We start from the raw sequence: 20,024 nt of genomic DNA on the forward strand, positions 1-20,024 counted from the left end.
GCGCTCAGTCGATGGGACGGATCTCGACGACGGGGCAGGCCGGCCAGTCGCGGGCGATGGCCAGGGCCTGGTCCAGGTCCTCGACGTCGACCTCGGCGTAGCCGGAGACGACCTCCTTGCCCTCCACGAACGGCCCGTCGGTGACGACCGGCCCGGCGTCCTCGAGCCGTACCGTGGTCGCGGTCTCGGCCGGCCGCAGGTGGGCGTGGTGGGTGATGTGGGCGGCGTGGTCGGCGAACCACTGCCCGACCCGCTCGAACGCCGCCTGCCGCTCGCTGTCGGACATCGCCTCCAGCTCGCGCGCGAACGCCTCGGTCTCGACGAACATCAGCACGTACTTCACGGTCTCGATCCTTCCCGGTGGCCGCTTCGCATAGGTGGACCTCGTGTCACCACCAAGACGAACGGCGACGCCCCCGATCCGACAGGCCGCGGGTTTCGGCTTCTCGTGTTTGACAGGCAATGGCGGGGCAAAGTTCCGGCACGTCGAAGACGAAGGAGCCGCATGGTCGAGGGAACCGCTCAGTCGTACTGGATGGCGTCGACGCAGCCGAGGTCCTACCCGGTGCTCGAAGAGGACGCCGAGGCGGACGTGGTGGTCATCGGCGGAGGGATCGCCGGAATCGCCACCGCGTGGGAACTGGTCCAGGCCGGCCGATCGGTCGTCCTGCTGGAGGCCGATCGGATCGCGGCGGGCGTCACCGGCTACACCACCGGCCGGCTGTCGGCGGCGCATCCATGGATCTTCGCGCAGTTGCGCGACTCCTACGGCGCGGACACCGCGCGGCTGTACGCCCGTTCGCAGCAGGAGGCGGTCGACCACGTCGTCGCCACGGCGGAGCGGCTGGGGATCGATGCCGACATCGAGCGGCGCCCGTCCCACGTCTACGTGGAACGCCCGGACCGGGTGGACGACCTGCGGGCCGAGGCCGAGGCCGCGCGGGAGGCGGGGCTGCAGGCGTCCTTCGTGACCGCCACGGACCTGCCCTACCCGGTGGCGGGCGCGCTGCGGGTCGAGGACCAGGTGCAGTTCCATCCGCGGCGCTACCTGCTGGCCCTGGCCGAACGGTTCACGAGTGCGGGCGGGCGGATCTACGAACGCAGCCGCGCGGTCGAGCTGAGCCAGGGCCGGCCGTCACGGGTGGCGACCGATACGGGCGGGACGGTGCGGGCCCAGGACGTGGTGGTGGCGACCCTCTTCCCTGCGCTCGGCACACGGCTGCTCGACTCGCGGCTGACGCCGCTCCGCGAGTTGGTGGTCGCCGCGCCGATCGCGGCCGAGTCCGACCCGGGTGCCCTGTACATCACCCGGGAGGAGAACACGCGCTCGGTGCGGACCGCGCCCTACCGGGACGGGCAGCGGCTGCTGCTGATCACCGGCGAGTCGTTCCCGCCGGGCACCACCGACGTCGCCGACCGGCAGCGGCGCCTGGTCGAATGGACCCGGCAGCACTTCCGGATCGGCGACGTCGCCTACTGGTGGTCGGCGCAGGACCTCGACACCGACGACAAGGTCCCTTACGTCGGGCGCGTCGAGGACCACCTGTACGTCGCCACGGGATACGCGCGCTCGGGCATGAGCCACGGAGTCATGTCAGGCCGTCTGCTCACGCGTCTCATCTGCGGACAGGACTCCCCATGGACGGACCTCTACTCCCCCACTCGGGAGCACCCGCGGCCGGAGGTGGGCGAGGTCTCCCAGACCGTGGTGACCAAGGCGAAGCGAAAGGTGATGGACCACCTGCACGCCATGACCGGGAACGCCGACGACCTCCGGACGGGGTCGGGCGCCGTCCTGCACCACAACGGCCGGCTCCAGGCGATCTACAAGGACGACGGCGGCGACGTGCACGCCCTGTCGCCGCACTGCCCCCACTCCGGCTGCCTGGTGCGCTTCAACGACACCGAACGGGTCTGGGAGTGCCCCTGCCACGGCTGCCGCTTCGCCCTGGACGGGTCGGTCCTGCAAGGACCCGCCATCACCTCGCTCCCGGTGGCCGACGATCCCTCCGTCACCCGGTAGCCGCGTTCCTGAGCAACTTGTAAAGAACGCGTCATCGGCCCTCCGCGGACGTGCAGAACGCAGGGGCTCGGGTAGTCGCAGCAAGCACCGCACCCGATGCGAGCCGAGTCGCAAGGTCCGTCGGCACTCGCTCACGAACTCGAAGAGAGCCGTTTCCGATGAGCCCGAAGCCGCAGCAGCAGAAGCCGCCCGGTGAGCAGCCGAAGATGAGCCCGGTGCCCGATTGCGGGGAGGAGTTCGCGCGCGAGGGCGCCGACGTGCTGATCTCCTACCTCGACGAGCACAATGACGCCCGCGACACCGCCCGCCTGGTGGAGGAGGCGGGACGCCGCGCGGTGCTGGTGCCGGGCGACCTGTCGGAGGCGGACCACTGCCGGTGGGCCGTCCCGGGCAGCCCGCCGAACTCGCCCCCGTCTACGTGATGCTCGCCGCCGACGAGGCCGGCTACGTCTCCGGCGCCCGCATCGCCGTCACCGGCGGCCAGCCGATCCTGTGACATGAACTGGTATCCGCTGCGGCTGACCACCCCGATCAAGTCGCACGCCTTCGGCGGACGCGCGATCGTCGAACGGCTCGGGCGGTCTCCCGCGCCGTCCGGCCGCATCGCCGAGACCTGGGAGGGGTCCACCTGCACGCCGACGACGCCGACGCGCACCGCCTCGAAGGCGCCCCGCACGGCAAGACCGAGGCCTGGCACATCCTGGACGCCCCGCCCGGCGCCACCGCGCTCGCCGGCGTCCACCCCGGCGTGGACGCCGCCGCCCTCCGCGACGCCCTGGTCCGCGGCGACTTCGACGCGGTCATGCGGCGGCTGCCCGTCCGCCCTGGCGAGACCCTCTACGTCCCGGCCGGCACCCTGCACAGCTTCGGCCCGGACACCCTCGTCTACGAGATAGAGCAGACCTCCGACGTCCAGCAGAGCGCCATGCCCCACCGCATGGAGGACGGCTCCCGCCTCGACGACGCCGAATGGCACCGCAACCTCGACATGCTGATCGCCGAGTGGAAACCCGGCCCCCGCCCCGACTTCCGGCCCGGCCTGCGCATCCCCGTCACCGACGACGTCGAGAAGGTCGTGTGCTGCGCGGGCCCCTACTTCGCGCTCGAACGATGGCGGGCCGCGGCCGGCGCGACGATCCGGCTGCCGCCGCCCTCCACGAGGCGCGGATCGACGGCCCCGCCGACGTCCTCATCGGCTACCTCCCCGACCTGGAGACCGACGTCCGCGCCCCCTTGGCCGCCGCCGGATACGGCCCCCAGGTCATCGCCGGCTTGGACGGGTAGCCCGCGTTCGCGAAGGGAACCGGCCGCCGCGCAGGAGAGGTGCGTCAGCCGTCGAGCCTGCGGAGGAGGAAGCGCTGGACCTTGCCGCTGGGGGTCTTGGGCAGGGAGTCGACGAAGTGGACGCGGCGGGGGTAGGCGTGGGCGGAGTAGCCGGTGCGGACCCGCTGCTGCAGCTCGGCGACGAGGTCGGGAGACGCCACTGCGTCGCCGGTCAGGACGACGAAGGCCTCCACGACCTCTCCGCGCAGCTCGTCGGGACGTCCGACCACGGCCACGTCGGCGACGGCCGGATGGGTGATCAGCGCGCTCTCGACGTCGAGCGGGGAGATCCGGTAGCCGGCCATCAGGATGAGGTCGTCGTCGCGGGAGGAGAAGAAGTAGTGCCCGTCCTCGTCCGCGGTGCCGACGTCGCCGGTCAGGTACCAGCGGCCGTCGGGCGTGAACCGCTCGGCGGTCCTCTCCGGCGCGCCGTCGTAGCCCGTGAACCACATCAGCGGGCTGGCGGTGGCGTCGAGGGCGATCGTGCCGTCGACGACCCCGGCGGTGAACCCCGGCAGCGGCCGGCCCATGGAGCCGGGCTTGACGGGCGCGGCCAGGTCGGGGTGCCAGGCGTTGGCGATCACCATGCCGTGCTCGGTCTGCCCGTAGTGGTCGCGGACCTCGACGCCGAGCGCGCCCGCCGCCCAGGTCAGGACGTCGGGGGTCAGCGGCTCCCCGGCCGAGGAGGCGCGGCGCAGGCGGACGCCGTCGGTGCTCTCCTGGCGCAGGGCCCGGTACACGGTCGGTGCCGCGGCGAAGTTGGTCACCCCGAACTCCTTGAGCACCGCGATCGTGCTCCCGGCGGTGAATCCGGCGTTCAGGAGCAGGTTGCGCCGCCCGAGCGCCAGCGGCCCGACGATGCCGTAGTACAGCCCGTAGGCCCAGCCGGGGTCGGCGGCGTTCCAGAACACGTCCTCGGCGGTGACGTCGAGCCCGTAGTGCATGTAGCAGGAGAAGGCGGCCAGCGCCTTGAGCGGCACCGGGACTCCCTTGGGCTCGCCGGTGGTGCCGCTGGTGAACAGCCGGATCAGGGTCCCGCTCCCGCCGACGGCCGCGGCCTCGGTCAGCGGCGCGCAGCCGGTGACGAGCGCGTCGAGGTCCGGCCCGGTGACCAGCGCGGTCACGCCGTCCCGGAGCAGGCCTTCGATCTCCCCGTGCTGGCTCGGCTCGGTCACGATGAGCCGGACGCCGGCGGCCCTGACCCGCATCTCGATCGCCGGTGCGGCGAACGCGGTGAACAAGGGCACGTGCACCGCGCCCAGCCGCCAGATCGCCAGCAGCGTCACCACCAGCTCGGACCGCTTGCCCATCAGCACTGCGACGTTGTCTCCGGCGGCCACCCCGCGCGCCGCGAGCGCCGCGGCCAGCCGCTTGGACGCCTCGGCCAGTTCGCCGTAGGTGAGATCGCGAGCGCTCAGATCGGGCTCGACGAAGGTGAACGCGACGGCGGACGGGTCATGGCGGTCGCACAGCAGATGCGCCGCGCACGCCCCGGCCGCGTCGAAGTCGGCCAGCCAGGACTCGACCCGCGCGGCCGTCCGTGCGGCGGCGCCCGCGGAGTCCCCGCCGGTCAGTGATGTGTCATCCGGTGTGGGCATAAGCCATACTCTGCGCTGTGGTGCGCGACACGCCTACCCTCCGAAGAGGGCATTGATGCCCGCGGGAAGGCCGCTGGCCGAACGGCTCCAGGCGACCGTGGCCAGGGTCAGGTCCGTCACCGGAGTGTCCCTCGCCTTCGGCGGGCGCGTCGACCAAGCCGGTGTCCTGCTGAAGCACTTCGACGGCCCCCTGGTGGGCCCGCTGGCGGGCGTGAAGCTGACGGTCGGGCACGGGCTCGGCGGCAAGGTCGCCTCGATCCGCCGGCCGATCGTCGTCAACGACTACTGCCGGACCCCGCAGATCACCCACGACTACGACCTCATCATCCAGGCCGAAGGGCTGCGCTCCATGGCGGCGGTGCCCGTCGTGGTGGCCGAGCGGACCGTCGCCGTCGTCTACGCCGCGTTCCGCGGCGACCGGCTCATCGGCGACCGGATCTACGACGCCGTCGTCGGGCAGACCCGCGCCCTGGAGCACGCCCTCGTCGCCGCCGAGGTGATCGATGCGGCCGAGGGGCCCCGGGCGGACGAGGAGATCCGCGAGGAGAACCGGCGGCTCCGCGCGTCCGCCCGCGACGCCTACACCCGCCTGCGCCTCCTCGCCGCCCGGACGACCGACCCGCGGATGCGGGAGGACCTCCTGCGCGAGGCCGAGCGCCTCTCCGGCCGCGACCCGGCCGCCGCCGAACCGCCGGCCGCGCTGACGGGCCGCGAGACCGACGTCCTCGCCCTGGTCGCCGGCGGCCTGGCGAACCCGCAGATCGCCTTGGCGCTCGGCCTCACGACGTACACGGTCAAGAGCTACATGAAGTCCGTCATGTCCAAGCTCGGCGCAGGGACCCGGCACGAGGCGGTGGTCATCGCCAGAAGGCAGGGCCTCCTCCCCTGAGCCGGCGACCGGCATCCGGCCACTGGGCCGGGCCGTCCTTTTTCTCGTTGCGCCGTCCGGGACGGCTTCGCGATGATCCGGAGATGGATCCGCATGTGATCGAAGCGGGATGGCGTTCTTCGCCGAGGAGATCGCCATAGCCGGCGGTACCACGGGACGGCGGCTGGAGCTTCTCGTGGAGGAGACAGCCACCGGGGCTCCTCTGGGTCGGGCCGGCCGCACCGCCCTGGCGGGACGGCCCCGGCGACATCAGCGGCTATAACTTGTTCCGGGTGGTTTGGCCTGCACGGACGCGCCAACGCGTGCGGCCCGGCCACCGGAGGGCCTCCTCTGTTCGGCCACGCTGGCGGGCCGACTCTGAATCGCGTAGGGAGAACGGCATGCGGACGGGACCTGGGCCGGCGCCGGCGCTGTTGGACAGGCTGCCCGAGCGCGCGGCCCTCGACGGCCTGCTGGAGGATCTCCGCGCGGGGCGCGGGCGGGCGCTGGTGATGCGGGGCGAGGCCGGGGTCGGCAAGTCGGCGCTGCTGGAGTACGCGGTCGGCGCGGCGGCGGACATGCGGGTCGCGCGGGCGGCGGGGCTGGAATCGGAGATGGAGCTGACGTACGCCGGGCTGCACCTGCTGTGCGTGCCGCTGCTCGACCGGCTCGACGCCCTCCCGGGTCCGCAGCGCGACGCGCTGAGCGTCGCGTTCGGGCTGCGGGAGGGTCCCGCGCCGGCGCGGTTCCTCGTCGGCCTGGCGGTGCTGACGCTGCTGGCGGAGGCGGCGGAGGAACGACCGCTGCTGTGCGTGATCGACGACGTGCAGTGGCTGGACCGGGCGTCCGCGCAGGCGCTGGGGTTCGCCGCGCGGCGGCTGCTGGCCGAGCCGGTGGGGCTGATCTTCGCCGCCCGCGAGCCGGGCGAGGAGTACCGGGGGCTCACGGATCTGGAGGTGCGGGGGCTGCCGGACCAGCACGCCCGCATGCTGCTGCGGTCGGTCGTCCGGTTCCGGCTCGACGAGCCGGTCCAGGACCGGATCCTGGCCGAGACGAACGGCAACCCGCTGGCGCTGCTGGAGCTGCCGCGGGGGCTGGACCCGGCGCAGCTGGCGGGCGGGCTCGGGCCGGTCGGGGCGCAGCCGGTGCCAGAGCGGATCGAGCGCGGCTTCCGCCGCCGGCTGGAGGCGCTGCCGGCCGACACGCGGTCGCTGATGCTGGTCGCGGCGGTGGAGGCGGCCGGCGATCCGGCGCTGATCTGGCGGGCGGCGGGACGGCTCGGCGTCCCGGCGGCGGCCGCGGAGGCCGCCGAGGCCGACGGGCTGCTGCAGGCCGGGGCGCTGGTCCGGTTCCGGCATCCGCTCGTGCGGTCGGCGGTGTACTCGGCGGCGTCGCCGTCGGAGCGGCGGGCGGCGCACCGGGCGCTGGCCGAGGTGACCGACCGCGACCGCGATCCGGACCGGTGGGCATGGCACCGGGCGGCGGCCACGTCCGGTCCCGACGACGAGGTGGCCGCGGAGCTCGAGCGGTCGGCGGACCGGGCGCGGGCCCGCGGCGGCGCGGCCGCGGCTGCGGCGTTCCTGCGGCGCGCGGTGGAGCTGACGGAGGAGCCCGCCCGGCGGTCCGAGCGCGCTTTGGAGGCGGCGCAGGCGAGTTTCGAGGCCGGCGGGCTGGGCGCCGCGGCGGAGCTGCTCGCCGTCGCGATGGCGGGTCCCCTGGACGAGCTCCAACAAGCCCGCGCGGCCCTGCTGCGCGGGCGGCTCGCGTTCGCCTCCGGCCGGGGCGGCGACGCTCCGGCGCTGCTGTTGAAGGCGGCCGAGCAGTTGGAGACGCTGGACGTCGCGCTCGCGCGCCAGACGTACCTCGACGCGTGGTTCGCCGCCGTCTACGCGGGCCGCTCCGCGGGCGCCGGCGACCTGCACGAGGTCTCCCAGGCCGCGCGGTCCGCGCCGTCGCCCGCCGGCGAGCCCCGTCCGCTGGACCTGCTGGTGGACGGGCTGTCCCTGCTGGTCACCGAGGGACGCGCGGAGGCGGCGCCGGTGCTGAGGGAGGCGGCGCGGGTCGTCGCCGAAGAGGACATCCCCCTGGCGGAGCGCCTTCGGTGCAGCCGGGTGGCGCTGGCCGCAGCGGCACTGGTGTGGGACGAGGAGCACTGGCGCGCGATCCTGGCCCGCGACGTCCGGACCTGCCGGGAGACGGGCATGCTCACGCAGCTGGCGCTCTACCTGGGGCCGATGGCGGTGATGGCGATCTGGCGGGGCGATTTCGCGGCGGCCGTCTCGCTGGCCGCGGAGGAGAAGGAGCTCGCGGCGGCGACGGGCGCGGGCTTCGTCCGCCACGCGGCCCTGATCCTGGCCGGCTACCGGGGGGACGAGGCCGAGGACGCCTCGACGATCGAGGACGTGGCCGCCGCCGCCCAGGCCGCGGGCCAAGGGAGCGGCGTCCAGATGGCGCAGTGGATCTCCGCCGTCCTCCTCAACGGGCTCGGCGCCTACGAGGAAGCGCTGGTGAAGGCACGTCAGGCCGCGGAGCAGGCGCCTGAACTGTACGTCTCCATGTGGGCCCTCCCCGAGCTGATCGAGGCGGCCTGCCGGAGCGGGCGGCCCGGGCCGGCCAGGGACGCGCTCGCCCGGCTCACCGAGGTGACCGCCGTCGCGGGAACCGACTGGGCGCAGGGGATCCACGCGCGGTCCCGGGCGCTGCTCGGCGAGGGCGAGGACGCCGAGCGCGGGTACCGCGAGGCGGTCGAGCGGCTCGGCCGTGCCGGGTTCCGGTCCGAGCAGGCCCGCGCGCACCTGCTGTACGGGGAGTGGCTGCGCCGCGAGGGGCGGCGGACCGACGCGCGGACGCACCTGCGCGAGGCCCACGACATGTTCACCGGCATCGGCATGCGGGCGTTCGCCCGGCGGGCCGGCCGCGAGCTGCTGGCCACCGGGGCGACCGCCCGCCGGCGCGGCGCGGACGCCCCCGGCGAGCTCACCGCCCAGGAGGCGCAGATCGCCCGGCTGGCCCGCGACGGCCTGTCCAACCCCGAGATCGCCGCCCAGCTGTTCATCAGCCCGCGGACGGTGGAGTACCACCTGAGCAAGGTCTTCGCCAAGCTCAACGTGAGCTCGCGCAAGCAGCTCGACGGCGTCCCGCTCAGCCGCCTCGTCGCGACCTAGCCCGGCGGCCCCGGGCCGACGGCGGCTCGCGATCCCGCCCCCGTATGGCCTCGGAGATAGGCGGTTGTTCCTGACCGCTCGTTCCCGGGACGAGCCCCCGGACCTCGTGTTACTACTTTCGGTGTCGCCTACGGAACGGTGAGTGCCGATGAGTCGCGATGAGACCGTCAAATCGCACGACGAGGTGGTGTATCTGGCGGCGGGCGTCGCCGACGCGGTGCTGGACGGCGCGCGGAGCGTCCTGCGGCGGCTGCCGGGCCTGGGCGAGGTCCGCCGGGAGCTGCGGGCGCGCGGCGAGCTGGCGTGGGCCCGGACGGCGCCGAGGTCCGAGCCCCACATGGAGGTCCTGGCCCGGCGGGCCGGCGAACGCGGTGGTCCCGGCGACCGGGACGCGGCGCACGACCGGACCCGATGAACGAGCTCCGGGCCCGGGTCGACCTCGCGCTGGAGGAGTTCCTCGGTGCCGAGGTCGCCGAACTGGTGGCGCTGGACGCGGACCTGGCGCCGGTCGCCGAGCAGGCGCGCCTGTCGGTGGCGGGCGGCAAGCGGATCCGTCCCGCGTTCTGCTACTGGGGGTGGCGGGCGGCCGGGCAGCCCGACGCCGAGTCGATGGTGCGGGCCGCCGCGGCACTGGAACTGGTGCACGCGGCGGCGATCGTCCACGACGACATCATCGACCGGAGCCCGCTGCGGCGGGGCCGCACCACGGCCCACGAGCAGCTCGGCGACGGCCTGGCGATCATGGTCGGCGACCTGCTGCTGGGCTGGGCCGGGCATCTGTTCCACGCCTCGGGGCTGCCGCGCGCGTTCCTGGGACGGGCGGTGTCGATGTGGACGGCGATGGGCCGGGAGCTGATCGCCGGTGAGTGCCTGGAGCTGCTGAGCACCGGCGGGCCCGCCGACGTCCGGCGGTCGCTGCGGATCGTCCGGTTCAAGACCGCCTCCTACACCGTGGAGTGGCCGCTGCGGATCGGCGCGGTGCTGGGCGGCGCCGCCCCGGCGACGCTGGAGGCGCTGGCCGGGTACACGCGTCCGCTGGGCGAGGCGTTCCAGCTCCGCGACGACCTGTGGGGCGTGTTCGGCGACCCGGACGTGACCGGCAAGTCCGACCTCGACGACCTGGCGGGCCGCAAGCCGACCGCGCTGCTGGCCCTCACCCTCGAACACGCCGGCCGGGACGACCGCGAGGAGCTGCAGGAGTTGCTGCGCGGCCCGGTCGGCGGCGCCGAGGCCGACCGGGTCCGGCAGATCATGCGCCGCTCCGGTGCCGCCGACCAGGTGCGGCAGATGATCAGCGAACGGGCCGGCGCCGCGCGGGCGGCCCTGGCCCGCGTCCGGCTCGCGCCCGAGACGACCCGCGCCCTGACCCTTCTGATCGATGAGGTGACCGCAGATGCCTGACGCCCCGGCCTCCCCCGACCCGGCGGACACCGGCCGCTACGACGACGCCTTCATGGACGCCCTGCGGCTCCGGGGCGACGAGCTGGCCGACACGACCGTGGATGCGCTGTTCACCGGCGGCCACGTCGCACGGTTCAACACGCTGATGCGGTGGTTCACCACGTCCGGGCAACCGCTCCCCGACGGGCTGCCCGAGCCCGCCCGCGACTACCTCCACGCCACCGCCACCGCGCCCGACTGGGTCGACTGGACGGTGATGGAAGAGGCCCGGCGGTTCTTCATCGACAACGACGTGCACATCTCCACCGCGCTGTCGTTCGCGTCGATGCCGGCCTGCTACATGGTCCCGCACGTGGCGAGGCTGCTGTCGGCGACGCACTCGCTCGACTACCCGTCCCGCCGCATGGCCGAGACCGGGCAGTTCACCGTCCACCTCATGCAGCCGGACGCCTTCGAGGCCGGCGGGCGGTTCCTGCCGTCCGCGCAGAAGGTGCGGCTGCTGCACGCGTCCATCCGCCGCCACCTGCGCGAGGCCGGCCGCTGGCCCGAGCCCGTGGCGATCTGCCAGGAGGACATGCTCGGCGGGCTGATGATGTTCAGCATCCAGGTCCTCGACGCCCTGCACCGCCTCGGCGTCCACATGACGCCGCAGGGCGCCGAGGCCTACTACTACGCCTGGCGCGTGGTCGGCGCGATCCTGGGCTGCGACCACGCCGCCATCCCGCCCGACCTGCAGGCCGCCCGCGAGTTCTCCGACCGCTACATGCTGCGCCACATGGGCCCCTCCGACGAGGGCGCGCACCTGACCCGCCAGCTGATCGAGCTGTACGAGGAGGTCGTCCCGGGCACCCTGCTCGACCCGGTCGTACCGGCCCTGATCCGCTTCCTGATCGGCGACACCGCCGCCGACTGGCTCCAGGTCCCCCGGTCCCGCTGGGACGACATCATCAAGGTCGCCCCCGCGCTGCTCGGCGTCATCGAGCGCTTCGAGGACCGGGGCCCGTGGGCCGCCCAGGCGTCCGACCGTCTCGGACGACTCGTCACCCGCCTGGAGCTGACCTCCCTCACGCGCGGCCGGGTCATGCACTACGCCCTCCCCGAAGACCTCAAGCCCGCTCACGGCGTCCCCGCCACCAGCCGATGGAGCCCGCCACCACCCATCACCACCCCGTGAGGCCGCACCGTCCCCTTCCACGATGACCGGGCGTCCTTCCGTCAGCTGAACTCGGCGGCATGGTCGGCGGCCCACCTCGCGAAGGTGCCGGCGGGCCGGCCGGTGAGGCGCTCGACATGGTCGGTGACGCGGTTCGACTCCGGCCGGTGCAGCGAGGCGGCGATCAGCGCTTCCACCAGCCGCTCGGGACGGCCGTCCGCGAGCATCCGGGACCGTGCGAGGTCGGCGGTGACCGCGTGGAACCGCAGACGGCGCCCGAGCGCGGCACCGAGGAGCGCCACCTGGTCGGCGCGGCTCAGCACCTCGGGGCCCGTCAGCAAGTACGGTTCGCGCCGGTCGTGGTGCCCCAGCAGCGCGGCCACCGCCGCATCGGCGACATCGCGCTCGTCGACGACGGCCGTGCGCGCGATCTCCGGGCCTGACACCACGTCGCCCGCCCGCAACTGCGGCGCCCAGCCACGGGCGTTGGACGCCAGCGTGTCGCTTCGCAGCACCGTGGGCCGCAGACCGGCATCGCGGAGCAGGACTTCCATGTCCGCGTGCACCTGGACGATGGGATCGCTCTGGCGAGCGGCCGCGTCGTCGATCGCCGTCGAGGACAGGTAGACGACGCGCGGCGCCGCCGCGCCGAGTTCCGCGATCATGGCCTCGGCAGGGGCCGAGTCGAGCAGCGGCCAGATCAGAAAGACGTCGTCGATCCCCGCGAGCGCCGTACGCATGGCGGCGGGGTCCGTGAGGTCGCCGACCGCCCACTCGACTCCGGGGCGCGGCCCGCCCTGATCCCGCGCAAGGCCGCGTACACGCGCGCCGTGTGCTCGGAGACGGTCGACGATTTCACGGCCGAGGTTGCCGGTCGCGCCGGTGACCAGGATCGATGAACGGCATGCGGAGCCCATGGGGCCAGTGGTATCAGGCATGATCGAGACGCTAAGGGTTCAGGTCGACATGAAGGCAAGGCGCGCGTGGTGAAGACCATCGGGAAAGTGGCCGCGGAACTCGGCATCGAAGCGCACGTGCTGCGGCACTGGGAGGACGTCGGAGCGCTCACCGTGCGCCGCGACGGCAACGGCTACCGCGTCTACGACGACAACGCCGTGGAGCAGGCGCGCACGGTCCTGAAACTGCGGCGCGTCGGGCTCTCGCTGCCCGAGGTCACCGCCGCCATGGCACCGAAGAAATCGGCGGCGCAAGCGGTCGTGAAGGCGAAGATCGCCGAACTCGAAAGAGACATCGCCCAGAGGCAACAGGCGATCACTTTCCTGCGGCACACCGCCGAGTGCCGGCATCGCTATCTCGACGACTGCCCGGACTGCGCGACCTTCGTCCGCGAAACCTGACCCGCCGCCCGCCCGAACCGAGTGGCACCTTCATGCGCGGCCGGCGGCATGCCGTCGCAGATCGCACGCTTCACCGCGCCGCCCAGTGCGCTCCAGAAGCTCAGCAAGATTGAGCATGATGCGCGTGTCAGTGGCTCGGCGGCGGCTTCGAGGGCTGTGGATCGCGCGTTCTAGACTTCGCGGATGACCAGCGATTCTCTCTGTTTCACGGTCCTGGGGTGCGCGACGCCGTACCCGACCGTGGACAATCCTTGTTCGGGTTACCTGGTGTCCGGCGGAGGCGCCCGGGTGTGGGTGGACGCGGGCAGCGGGACGCTGGCTCAGTTGCAGCGGTACGTGCGGCTGGACGAGCTGAACGCGATCTGGATCTCGCATCTGCACGCCGATCACAGTGCGGACCTGCTCACCGCCTACTACGGCGCGCTCTACGCCGACATCGAACTCGCCGCTCCCATCCCCCTTTACGGCCCGCCGGGCATCGCCGATCGGCTGGCGCACTTCCTCACCAACACCTCCACCCGCAGCCCGGTCGAATCCGCCTTCGCCATCGAGGAACTGCACGACGGGCACGAGGTGCGGGTCGGCGCGCTCACGCTGGCCAGCCGGGCGGTGGCGCACGGCATGCCCGCTTTCGGTCTGCGCGTGGAGGCCGAGGGCCGGTCGCTGGTGTACTCCGGGGACACGGCCCCCTGCCCTGGCCTGACGAGTCTGGCCGAGGGGTGCGACGTGCTGCTGTGCGAGGCCGAGAGCGCCCAGGCCCCGGCTGCGGGCGAGCAGGTGCACCACACGCCGGAGGACGCGGGTGACACCGCCCGTTCCGCCAAGGCGGGACGGCTGGTCGTCACGCACGTCGGGCGTTTCCTCACCCCGGAGCAGGCGGTGGCCCGTGCCTCGACACGCTTCGACGGTCCGATCGGACACGCCGCCCCTGGGGTCGCCTTCTCCGTCGGCTGAGCAGGGGAATCTCACCGAAGGTAATCGAATGACACGCGCCGGCGATCGGGACTTCGACCACCGGTCCGGACCACACTGACCACATGGGTGAGCTGGAGGGAGGACCGCGGCGGACGTTTCCCGCGCTGCCGGAGAGTGCGGCACACGCCCGGGAATTCGTCCGGGACCGGCTCGCGGCAAGCGTCGCCCTGGACATCGTGTGCACCGCCGAGCTGCTGGTCAGCGAGCTGGTGACCAACGCGGTGCTCCATACGCGCACCGAGGTCGGGGTGTCGGCCCGGTCCGTGGACGGCACGGTCCACGCGCGGGTCGTCGACGGCGATCCGCGCCGCGGGCTGGTGCCGCGGCGCCGTCATCCGTACACCGACACCGGACGGGGCCTCTACCTCGTCGAGCGTCTGGCGTCCCGCTACGGAGCCGAGACCGGCGAGAAGAGCAAGGCGGTGTGGTTCGAGCTGGGTCCGCCGGCGGCCTCCGGCGGCTGGGGGCCGCCCCTTTCGTTCCCCGGCGACCGGCGCGGCGTGACGCTGGCCGACCTGCCATGGGCGCTGTGCATGGCCGAGCAGCAGCACCGGCACGCGCTGCTGCGCGAGCTCGTCCTCGCCTCGGCCGCCGGGGACCCGCTCGGCATCCGGCCGGACGACCTCGAAGCCGCCCACGACGTGAGCAACGTGATCAGTGCCTGCGTGGCGGCCGCGGGAGAGGACCATCCCCCCGACGCCGACGTCCGCACCCTGGCCCTCTCGGTGCCGTCGCACGCCACGCCGGCGCTGCTCGCCCTGCGCCGCGTCCTCGACAGGGCCGAGGAGGCGGCCCGGCTGGAGCACCTCCTGACCCGGCCCGCCCTTCCGCAGCTCTCCGCCCTGCGGCGGTGGATGCTCGACGAGATCATCGGGCAGCTCGGCGGTGGCGCCCCCACCGCGTGGACGGTCGTTCCCCGGGAGCCGGCCTCCTCCCCGCTGGAGCTGAGGCCCTGGGACCGCGAGCAGATCCGGGCCAGCAGGTTCCCGACCATCGCCGTCGACGACCGGAACGTGATCATCGCCGCGAACGTCATCTGGCCGCGTTCGCGTCCCTTCTGCTCACCGGCCGTCCCCGGATCCTGGGCCGGCCGGTCCCGCTTCCCGCGCTGCACCGCGACGGCCGGCAGCTCCCCATCCGCCTGCTCATCCAGGCCCAGGAGATGAGCGACGGCCGCACGATCTTCGTCGGCCGGCTCGTCCCCCGGACGGCCGCGCCCGAGCCCTCGGCCGTCGAGTGGCCGGGGGAACTGCGGCAGGACCGGGAGGCGGCCTTGGTCGAGCCGCCGGAACCGCTGCCCGCACCGGGACCGCCGGGGCCGGCGCCCGCGCGGCCTCGCGAACCGGGGCAGCGGCGGGCGCGCGAACACGACCGGAGCATGTCGAAGCTGGAGCGGCTCTCCCTGCTGGCCGAGAGCGGGCGCGTGGTGACCGCGGCCCAGGACCTGCCGCAGGCCCTTCGCCACATCGGCCTGCTGCTGACCCGGCGGCTGGCGGACTGGTGCGCGGTGGCCCTGATCGACGAGCACGACGCGGTGGAGCGGGCCGCCGTCGTCCACCCTCCCGGACCGTCCGCCTACGAGGGCGCGCTCCCTCCGTTGTCGAGCCCCGCCCGGGGGCCGCTCGCCCGCGCGCTTCGCGGCGCGGGCCCACTGCTGCTCACCGGTACGCCTCCGATGGTCCAGGGCGAGAGCCCGCTGGACAACCGTTACGCCGAGCTGTCAGAGCGGCTGGGCGTGAGCAGCGCCGTCGTAGCGCCGTTGCAGGCTCATCGCGAGATCGTTGGCGCGCTCACGGTGGGACGCGTCCTCTCCGAGCAGCCGTTCACGCAGGACGACATGGTGCTGGTCGGAGAGCTGGTGCGGGGTCTCGCCCTCCAGGTGGCGAACATGCGCAGGTTCACCCGCCTCCGCAACATCGCCGAGCACCTGCAGCACTCCCTCCTGCCGACGCTGCCCGAGATCGAGGACCTGCGGCTCTCCGCCCGCTACGCGCCCTCGGCCATCACCGCGCAGGTGGGCGGCGACTGGTACGACGGTTTCGCCCTCCCGGACGGCGGCACCGCCGTGGTCATCGGGGACGTCACCGGCAGCGACATCGACGCGACCGCCACCTGCGTCTACGCCGTCGTCCACGGATCCGGCGCGAGCGGCTGGGAGCTGTCCTACTCGTCCGCCGGGCATCTGCCACCGCTGCTGACCACGGAGAACGGCGAGACCCGCTACCTGGAGGAGGGCGGCGGCCTCATGCTCGGCACCGGATTCGACCTGCCGCGCACCGGGGCCCGGACCCTGCTGCCCGCCCATTCGACCGTGCTGCTGTACACCGACGGCCTCATCGAACGCCGCGGCGAGCCTCTCGACCGCGGCTTGGGCAGGCTCCGCGAGCACGCCGCCGCGCTCTCCCGCGCCCCTCTCGAGGTGTTCTGCGACGAGCTGCTCATCAGGCTGGGTTCCGACAGCGACGACGACATCGCCCTCATCGCCCTCCGCCCGACCCCACCGTGACCAAGCTCCGGCGCAGGGCGGCGAGCAGGATCACTCCGCTGAACCGGGGTGTTCGCGCTTCTTGGCATTGAAGCGCGCCTTCTTCTGACGGTTCCCGCACGTGTTCATGTCGCACCATTTGCGGGTGCGGCTCTGGCTGGTGTCGAAGAAGGCGGCTTGGCAGGTCGGTGACGCGCACAGCGCCAATTTCCCGTCCCGCTCGCCCGCGATGATCTCGATCGCATCGGCGGCGATGACGCTGAGCGCGTCTTCCACGCGGGAGGACGAGCCGAGCCGCCACTGCCGCTCGCCCTCGGGCGTCAGGATCGCCGCGGCCCGACCCTGAACGCTGCGGTCGTTGATGACTTGGACGGCGGACGCGGGAAGGGCGTTCTGGAGCGCGGCCGCCGTCGCGGCGAGGTGGATCGCCTCCCTCAGTTCCCGAGCGAGGTCGAGCTGGGCGGCGGTGCAGGAGTCCACGGCGAGGCCGTTCACCGCCAGCCAGTCGACGAGCCGCTGCGGTGTGGGAATGCGCTCCACGGCGTCGCCGCGGCGCTCCGTCAGAGTCGCCGTGAAGCTGGTCGCCAGCACGCTACCGAGACGGAACTCGGGGAACCCAGCAGGCATGGAACCACCTTAGCCGGTTGCAGCCCGGCGGGACGCCATGTTAGAACCGTCTTAGCCGGTTCCGCGATGGCCAGGAGGTCTCATGTCCCGTCCGACCAGCGACGTGCGAGCGTTCGAAGCCCGCGCGACCGATGCCGAGCTCGACGACCTGCGCGCGCGACTGGCCGCGGCGCGGCTACCGGAGGCCGAGACGGTCCATCGCGCCGCGCCGGGCCCTGGCCGATGGGACCAGGGCGTTCCCCTCGCCGACCTCGTCGACCTCGTGGACTACTGGCGCACCGGGTACGAGTGGCGGTCCTTCGAAGAGCGCCTCAACCGGCTCGGCCAGTTCCGCACGACCATCGACGGCCTGGGAATTCACTTCCTGCACCGTCGATCAGCGCGCGCGGACGCCACCCCGCTGATCCTCACGCACGGCTGGCCGGGCAGCATTGCCGAGTTCGTCGATGTGGTGGACGAGCTGGCGGATCCGAAGGACACGGACGCGCCGGCGTTCCACGTCGTGGCCCCCTCGCTGCCGGGCTTCGGCCACAGCGACAAGCCGACCGCCACCGGATGGGGAACCGAAAGGATCGCGGCCGCATGGGTGGAACTGATGGGGAGGCTCGGCTACAGCGAGTTCGTCGCCCACGGCGGCGACTGGGGCGGCAATATCACCACGGTCCTCGGCGGCAGGTTCCCGGCGCACGTTCTCGGCATCCACTCGACGTTCGCGGAGGCGCCGCCCGGATCGACGACGGACGGGCTGACGGCGGTCGAGCGCAGGTGGACCGAGGAGACCCGCGATTTCTGGCACCACCGCGCGGCGTACGCGAAGCAGCAGGCGACCCGGCCGCAGACCATCGGCTACTCGCTCGTCGACTCACCGGTCGGGCTTCTCGCCTGGATCCTCGACAAGTTCGCCGAATGGTCGGACACCGAGGACAGCCCGTTCGAAACGATTTCCAGAGACCGCGTTCTCGACAACGTCACCCTCTATTGGCTGACGCGGACCGGCGCATCGGCGGCCCGCATCTACTACGAGAGCCACAATTCGCTCGACCCCGAACTCCGGGTCGACGTCCCGTCGGCGATCACGATGTACCCCCGCGACATCGAGAAGTGTCCGCGCCCCTGGGCGCAGGAGCGGTACCGACAGATCGTCCGATGGAGGTCGCCTGAAAGCGGGGGGCATTTCCCGTCGCTGGAGGTTCCCGAGTTCTTCGTCAAGGACCTTCAGGAGGGCCTCGCGGCGGTGCTGGCCGCTCATCGATGAACGCGGGTCGGGCCGGAGAACCGCCTGAATGCTCGCGCCGTTCAAGCGCTGTGGTCCTCTGGTGGTGGCAGGTAGGGGCTGAAGTGGTCGTAGTGGTAGACGGTCAGCCCGTACCGGAAGGCCGGCAACCGCGCGACGGTGGACCGACGACCCTCAGGACGGTGCTTCGTAGCGTGCGGCGATCGCGGCGGCGCGGTCGTGCAGGGAGTCGCGCAGCCACTGCGGGGACAGGGCCTCCGCGTTCGCTGCGAGCTGCCACAACGCCCATTCGGCGTGTCTCGGATCTTGGAAGGTGACCTCCATGAGCAACCGGCCGTCCGAGTCGGCTTCCTCGGCGCGGACGGCCAGCGCGGTGGCCACCAGGTCCTCCCGCCGTGCCGGGTCCACCCGTGCCAGCACGGTGACCTGGTCGCCGCCGGTCCGGAACCGCGTGCTGCGTTCCTGCCAGGCCCGGTCCAGATCGACCCGGTCCGGTCGCTGCGCGGGTTCGGCGAGTTCCTCGGCGGCCAGGATCCGGGACAGCCGGTAGGTGCGGTCCTCGCCCGACCGCGTGGCCAGCAGGTAGCCCTGGCCGCGTACGGTGACCAGGCCGATCGGGTCCACCGTGCGCCACTTCGGGGCCTGGTCCACGGCCGCGTGGTGGAGGCGCAGCCTGTGCCCGGCGAACACCGCGCGCCGGACCTCGGCCACGACGGCGTCGGGCACCTCCTCGGCGGCCAGCCGCCTTGAGAGGAGGTCGGTCTCCGGGTCGATGAGCAGTCGCCGGGCCGCACCGGCCGCGATGTCCCGCTGAGCTTCGGGGAGCGCGTCGACCACCTTGAGCATGGCCGATGCGAGCGCCGAGCCGAGCCCGAACGCCTGCGCGCCGCGCCGCGATCCGGCGATCAGCAGGGCGAGGGCCTCGTCGTGGTTCAGTCCGGTGAGCTCCGTCTGGAAGCCGGGCAGCAACGCGAACCCGCCGTGCCGGCCGCGTTCGGCGTAGACGGGGACGCCTGCCGCCGACAGCGCCTCGATGTCGCGCAGGACGGTGCGGGTCGACACCTCCAGCTCGCGGGCCAGCGTGGCCGCGGACAGCCGACCGCGCCGGCGCAGCAGCAGCACCAGCGAAACCAACCGGTCGGCGCGCATGCGCGAACCCTACTGAAATACACGACACAGGATGTCGTGATTCGTTGGGAGGCTCATCGGCACGGCGTCGAAGCAGGGCGGCCACCGGGCCGATCGACGCCCGGTACTCGACGAAGCGAAGGGAGCCGATGTGGCAGTGGAGCGAACGGCGGTCAACCCGTGGCCGTGGTCGGTGGAGATGGGGTACCACCAGGGGGAGGTCGTCTCGGGGCACACCCGGACCCTGTACTGCTCCGGGCAGACCGCCATGAGCGGCGACGGCAAGCCCCAGCACGCCGGTGACATGGCGGCGCAGCTGGTGCTGAGCCTCGACAACCTGGAGGCCGTGCTCGGCGAGGGCGGCATGTCGCTCGTAGACCTCGTCCGGCTGAACGTCTACACCACCGACGTCGATCTCCTGTTCCAGCACTACGGCGTGCTGGCGTCGCGGTTGGGCGCGGTCGGGGCGGCACCGTCCACGACGATGCTCGGGGTGACACGGCTGGCGATCCCCGAGCTGATGGTCGAACTCGAGGGGACCGCCGTGGCGTGACCCGGCCTCGCCGCCTCCGCTGGGCGGGCCGGGCGATGCGGCCCGGTCCGCCGGGGGGGGGGGGGGGCGGGGCGGGGGGGACCTGGCCGGGTGCTCGCGTGGCCCACCGGGGCGGGCGCACGTGGTGCCGCCCC

Annotated in this window: 19 protein-coding genes; 14 read left to right on the forward strand and 5 right to left on the reverse strand. The window is 73.1% G+C overall.

The features are described from left to right. Window positions 1–4: 4 nt before the first annotated feature. Window positions 5–343: a YciI family protein gene (locus ABZ914_RS02125; RefSeq protein WP_500191050.1), complete on the reverse strand. Its 339-nt coding sequence runs from the start codon at window positions 341–343 to the stop codon at window positions 5–7. 162 nt (window positions 344–505) lie between these two features. Between ABZ914_RS02125 and ABZ914_RS02130 the strand changes: the two genes are divergently transcribed. The 3 genes from ABZ914_RS02130 (at window position 506) to ABZ914_RS02140 (ending at window position 3,307) form a co-directional block, all read left to right on the forward strand. Next, the gene (locus ABZ914_RS02130; protein ID WP_500191052.1) at window positions 506–2,023 is read left to right on the forward strand and encodes an FAD-dependent oxidoreductase; all 1,518 of its coding nucleotides are present in this window, start codon (window positions 506–508) and stop codon (window positions 2,021–2,023) included. A 158-nt stretch (window positions 2,024–2,181) separates the two neighbouring features. Then, window positions 2,182–2,445: a hypothetical protein gene (locus ABZ914_RS02135; protein WP_500191053.1), complete on the forward strand. Its 264-nt coding sequence runs from the start codon at window positions 2,182–2,184 to the stop codon at window positions 2,443–2,445. Between the two features lie 688 nt (window positions 2,446–3,133). Continuing rightward, on the forward strand, window positions 3,134–3,307 hold the full coding sequence (locus ABZ914_RS02140) for a hypothetical protein (protein WP_500191054.1): 174 nt from the start codon (window positions 3,134–3,136) through the stop codon (window positions 3,305–3,307). 44 nt (window positions 3,308–3,351) lie between these two features. On the opposite strand, the gene ABZ914_RS02145 is transcribed toward ABZ914_RS02140, so the two are convergent. Next, window positions 3,352–4,944 carry an AMP-binding protein gene (locus tag ABZ914_RS02145; protein WP_500191055.1) on the reverse strand — a complete coding sequence of 531 codons (1,593 nt, stop codon included), beginning with the start codon at window positions 4,942–4,944 and terminating at the stop codon, window positions 3,352–3,354. A 55-nt stretch (window positions 4,945–4,999) separates the two neighbouring features. Between ABZ914_RS02145 and ABZ914_RS02150 the strand changes: the two genes are divergently transcribed. The 5 genes from ABZ914_RS02150 (at window position 5,000) to ABZ914_RS02170 (ending at window position 11,551) form a co-directional block, all read left to right on the forward strand. Continuing rightward, window positions 5,000–5,833: a LuxR C-terminal-related transcriptional regulator gene (locus tag ABZ914_RS02150; protein WP_500191056.1), complete on the forward strand. Its 834-nt coding sequence runs from the start codon at window positions 5,000–5,002 to the stop codon at window positions 5,831–5,833. A 380-nt stretch (window positions 5,834–6,213) separates the two neighbouring features. Next, the gene (locus tag ABZ914_RS02155) at window positions 6,214–8,976 is read left to right on the forward strand and encodes a helix-turn-helix transcriptional regulator (RefSeq protein ID WP_500191058.1); all 2,763 of its coding nucleotides are present in this window, start codon (window positions 6,214–6,216) and stop codon (window positions 8,974–8,976) included. Window positions 8,977–9,124: 148 nt separating this feature from the next. Then, a complete protein-coding gene (locus ABZ914_RS02160; RefSeq protein WP_500191059.1) occupies window positions 9,125–9,391 on the forward strand; it encodes a hypothetical protein in 267 nt (88 codons plus the stop codon). After that, window positions 9,388–10,377, forward strand: a complete 990-nt coding sequence (locus ABZ914_RS02165; protein ID WP_500191060.1) for a polyprenyl synthetase family protein — start codon at window positions 9,388–9,390, stop codon at window positions 10,375–10,377. Before ABZ914_RS02160 ends, ABZ914_RS02165 begins: the two co-directional genes overlap by 4 nt. After that, window positions 10,370–11,551, forward strand: a complete 1,182-nt coding sequence (locus ABZ914_RS02170; protein WP_500191061.1) for an oxygenase MpaB family protein — start codon at window positions 10,370–10,372, stop codon at window positions 11,549–11,551. Before ABZ914_RS02165 ends, ABZ914_RS02170 begins: the two co-directional genes overlap by 8 nt. A 41-nt stretch (window positions 11,552–11,592) precedes the next feature. Here the strand turns inward: ABZ914_RS02170 and ABZ914_RS02175 are convergent, their stop codons facing one another. Continuing rightward, a complete protein-coding gene (locus ABZ914_RS02175) occupies window positions 11,593–12,468 on the reverse strand; it encodes an NmrA family NAD(P)-binding protein (protein WP_500191063.1) in 876 nt (291 codons plus the stop codon). Window positions 12,469–12,516: 48 nt separating this feature from the next. On the opposite strand from ABZ914_RS02175, the gene ABZ914_RS02180 reads away from it, so the two are divergent. The 4 genes from ABZ914_RS02180 (at window position 12,517) to ABZ914_RS02195 (ending at window position 16,369) form a co-directional block, all read left to right on the forward strand. After that, on the forward strand, window positions 12,517–12,888 hold the full coding sequence (locus tag ABZ914_RS02180; protein ID WP_500191064.1) for a MerR family transcriptional regulator: 372 nt from the start codon (window positions 12,517–12,519) through the stop codon (window positions 12,886–12,888). A 183-nt stretch (window positions 12,889–13,071) separates the two neighbouring features. Next, on the forward strand, window positions 13,072–13,842 hold the full coding sequence (locus tag ABZ914_RS02185) for an MBL fold metallo-hydrolase (protein WP_500191065.1): 771 nt from the start codon (window positions 13,072–13,074) through the stop codon (window positions 13,840–13,842). An 83-nt stretch (window positions 13,843–13,925) separates the two neighbouring features. Continuing rightward, a complete protein-coding gene (locus ABZ914_RS02190) occupies window positions 13,926–15,029 on the forward strand; it encodes an ATP-binding protein (RefSeq protein ID WP_500191067.1) in 1,104 nt (367 codons plus the stop codon). Continuing rightward, window positions 15,026–16,369, forward strand: coding sequence for a PP2C family protein-serine/threonine phosphatase (locus ABZ914_RS02195; protein ID WP_500191069.1), 1,344 nt, complete (start codon window positions 15,026–15,028; stop codon window positions 16,367–16,369). The genes ABZ914_RS02190 and ABZ914_RS02195 overlap by 4 nt, the downstream gene beginning before the upstream one ends. Window positions 16,370–16,399: 30 nt before the next feature. Here ABZ914_RS02195 and ABZ914_RS02200 read toward each other — a convergent pair whose 3' ends face one another. Continuing rightward, window positions 16,400–16,975 carry a CGNR zinc finger domain-containing protein gene (locus tag ABZ914_RS02200; RefSeq protein ID WP_500191070.1) on the reverse strand — a complete coding sequence of 192 codons (576 nt, stop codon included), beginning with the start codon at window positions 16,973–16,975 and terminating at the stop codon, window positions 16,400–16,402. A gap of 82 nt (window positions 16,976–17,057) precedes the next feature. On the opposite strand from ABZ914_RS02200, the gene ABZ914_RS02205 reads away from it, so the two are divergent. Beyond that, window positions 17,058–18,230: an epoxide hydrolase family protein gene (locus ABZ914_RS02205; RefSeq protein WP_500191072.1), complete on the forward strand. Its 1,173-nt coding sequence runs from the start codon at window positions 17,058–17,060 to the stop codon at window positions 18,228–18,230. Window positions 18,231–18,383: 153 nt separating this feature from the next. Here the strand turns inward: ABZ914_RS02205 and ABZ914_RS02210 are convergent, their stop codons facing one another. Further along, the gene (locus tag ABZ914_RS02210; RefSeq protein WP_500191073.1) at window positions 18,384–19,358 is read right to left on the reverse strand and encodes a helix-turn-helix transcriptional regulator; all 975 of its coding nucleotides are present in this window, start codon (window positions 19,356–19,358) and stop codon (window positions 18,384–18,386) included. A gap of 136 nt (window positions 19,359–19,494) precedes the next feature. On the opposite strand from ABZ914_RS02210, the gene ABZ914_RS02215 reads away from it, so the two are divergent. After that, window positions 19,495–19,890, forward strand: a complete 396-nt coding sequence (locus ABZ914_RS02215) for a RidA family protein (protein WP_500191075.1) — start codon at window positions 19,495–19,497, stop codon at window positions 19,888–19,890. The last annotated feature ends 134 nt before the right edge of the window (window positions 19,891–20,024 follow it).

It is taken from the genome of Spirillospora sp. NPDC046719 (assembly GCF_040645715.1).
Classification (GTDB): domain Bacteria; phylum Actinomycetota; class Actinomycetes; order Streptosporangiales; family Streptosporangiaceae; genus Spirillospora.